Source organism: Streptomyces odonnellii, assembly GCF_000981895.1.
Classification (GTDB): Bacteria; Actinomycetota; Actinomycetes; order Streptomycetales; family Streptomycetaceae; genus Streptomyces; species Streptomyces odonnellii.
Map to the genome: position 1 here is coordinate 1 of NZ_LATD01000508.1, position 2,087 is coordinate 2,087.

At 72.7% G+C, this 2,087-nt stretch carries 1 protein-coding gene; it reads right to left on the reverse strand.

The features are described 5' to 3' along the window. Positions 1-250: 250 nt before the first annotated feature. A partial coding sequence (cobT, locus tag WH07_RS34125; RefSeq protein WP_046508766.1) for a nicotinate-nucleotide--dimethylbenzimidazole phosphoribosyltransferase occupies positions 251-2,087 on the reverse strand: 1,837 nt, incomplete at its 5' end.

The following is a 2,087-nucleotide window of genomic DNA, read 5'->3' on the forward strand; positions in this document are numbered from 1 at the left end:
GTGGGGGACAAACCCCCGGCACGCGGCGAAGCCAACCCTTCAGGGCGCGAGACCGTCACCCTCCACGTCCATCGGGGCCCGGGGCTTGCCCCGGGATTCGGGCGGGGGCGGGGGACAAACCCCCGGCGCGCCGCGAAACCGGCCCTTCAGGGCGTCAGACTGCCACCGTCCACGTCCATCGGCGTCCGGGGCCCGCCCTGGATTCGGGTAAGGGCGGGGCGGGGACAGAGCTCCCGCGCCCCGGTGGACGCTACTTCTCCGTTACTCCCGCCGAGTCGAACGTCGCCACCTCATGCATCACCCGCGCCGCACTCTGCACCACCGGTAGCGCCAGCAGTGCTCCCGTGCCCTCGCCCAGGCGGAGGTCCAGGTCGACCAGCGGGCGGAGGCCGAGCTTGTTGAGGGCTGCCACATGGCCCGGTTCGGCGCTGCGGTGGCCGGCGATGCAGGCGGCCAGGGCCTCGGGGGCGATCGCCCGGGCCACCAGGGCCGCCGCGCCCGCGCTGACACCGTCCAGGATCACCGGCGTCCGCAGGGACGCGCCGCCGAGCAGGAAGCCGACCAGGGCCGCGTGTTCCAGGCCGCCGACCGCCGCGAGGACACCGACCGGGTCGGCCGGGTCCGGCTGGTGGAGGTCCAGGCCGCGGCGGACGGCATCGATCTTGCGGGCGTGCGTCTCGTCGTTGATGCCCGTACCCCGCCCGGTGACCTCCGAGGGGTCCTGGCCGGTGTAGACGGAGATCAGCGCGGCGGACACGGTCGTGTTGGCGATGCCCATCTCACCGGTGAGCAGCGCCTTGTTGCCCGCCGCCACCAGATCGCGCGCCGTCTCGATACCGACCTCGATCGCCGCCAGGACCTCTTCGCGGGTCAGCGCGGGCCCGGTCGTGAAGTCCGCCGTACCGGCACGGACCTTGCGCGGCAACAGGCCCGGTGTCGCCGCGAGTTCGCCCGCCACACCGACATCGATGACGCACACCTCCGCGCCCACCTGCGTCGCGAACGCGTTGCACACCGCGCCCCCGCCCAGGAAGTTGGCCACCATCTGGCCGGTGACCTCCTGGGGCCATGGCGTCACACCCTGCGCGTGCACCCCGTGGTCGCCCGCGAAGATCGCCACAGCCGCCGGCTCCGGAATCGGCGGAGGGCACAGCCGCGACAACCCGCTGAGCTGCGCCGAGATGATCTCCAGCATGCCCAGCGCGCCCGCCGGCTTCGTCATCCGTTTCTGCCGCTCCCATGCCTCGCCGAGCGCCTTCGCGTCCAGCGGGCGGATACCGGCGATGGTCTCCTGGAGCAGATCGTGCGGCTCCTCGCCGGGCAACGCCCGGCGGCCGTACGTCTCCTCGTGGACGACCCACGACAGCGGCCTGCGCTTCGACCACCCCGCCCGCATCAGCTCGGGCTCCTCGGGGAACTCGTCGACGTACCCCACGCACAGATACGACACGACTTCGAGATGCTCCGGCAGCCCCAGCGCCCGGACCATCTCGCGCTCGTCGAAGAAGCTGACCCAGCCGACCCCGAGTCCCTCGGCCCTGGCGGCGAGCCAGAGGTTCTCGACGGCGAGCGCCGAGGAGTACGGGGCCATCTGCGGCTGGGTGTGCCGGCCGAGCGTGTGCCGGCCGCCGCGCGTGGGGTCCGCGGTGACGACGATGTTCACCGGGGTTTCGAGGATGGCCTCGATCTTCAGTTCCTTGAACTGTTTCGCCCGGCCCTTGGGCAGCGACTTGGCGTACGCCTCGCGCTGACGCTGCGCCAGTTCGTGCATGGACCGGCGGGTCTCGGCGGAGCGGATGACGACGAAGTCCCAGGGCTGCGAGTGGCCCACGCTGGGCGCGGTGTGCGCGGCTTCCAGGACGCGGAGCAGGACCTCGTGCGGAATGGGGTCGGAACGGAAGCCGTTACGGATGTCCCGCCGCTCGCGCATCACCCGGAGCACGGCCTCGCGCTCGGCGTCGTCGAAGCCGGAGGCGGCGGGCGGGCCCTGCGGAACGACGGCCTCGGGCTCGGGAGCGGGCTCGGGGACGACTTCGGTCCCGGCCTGGAACTCGGCCTCGGCGGCGGGGACTTGTACGGGGACGGGG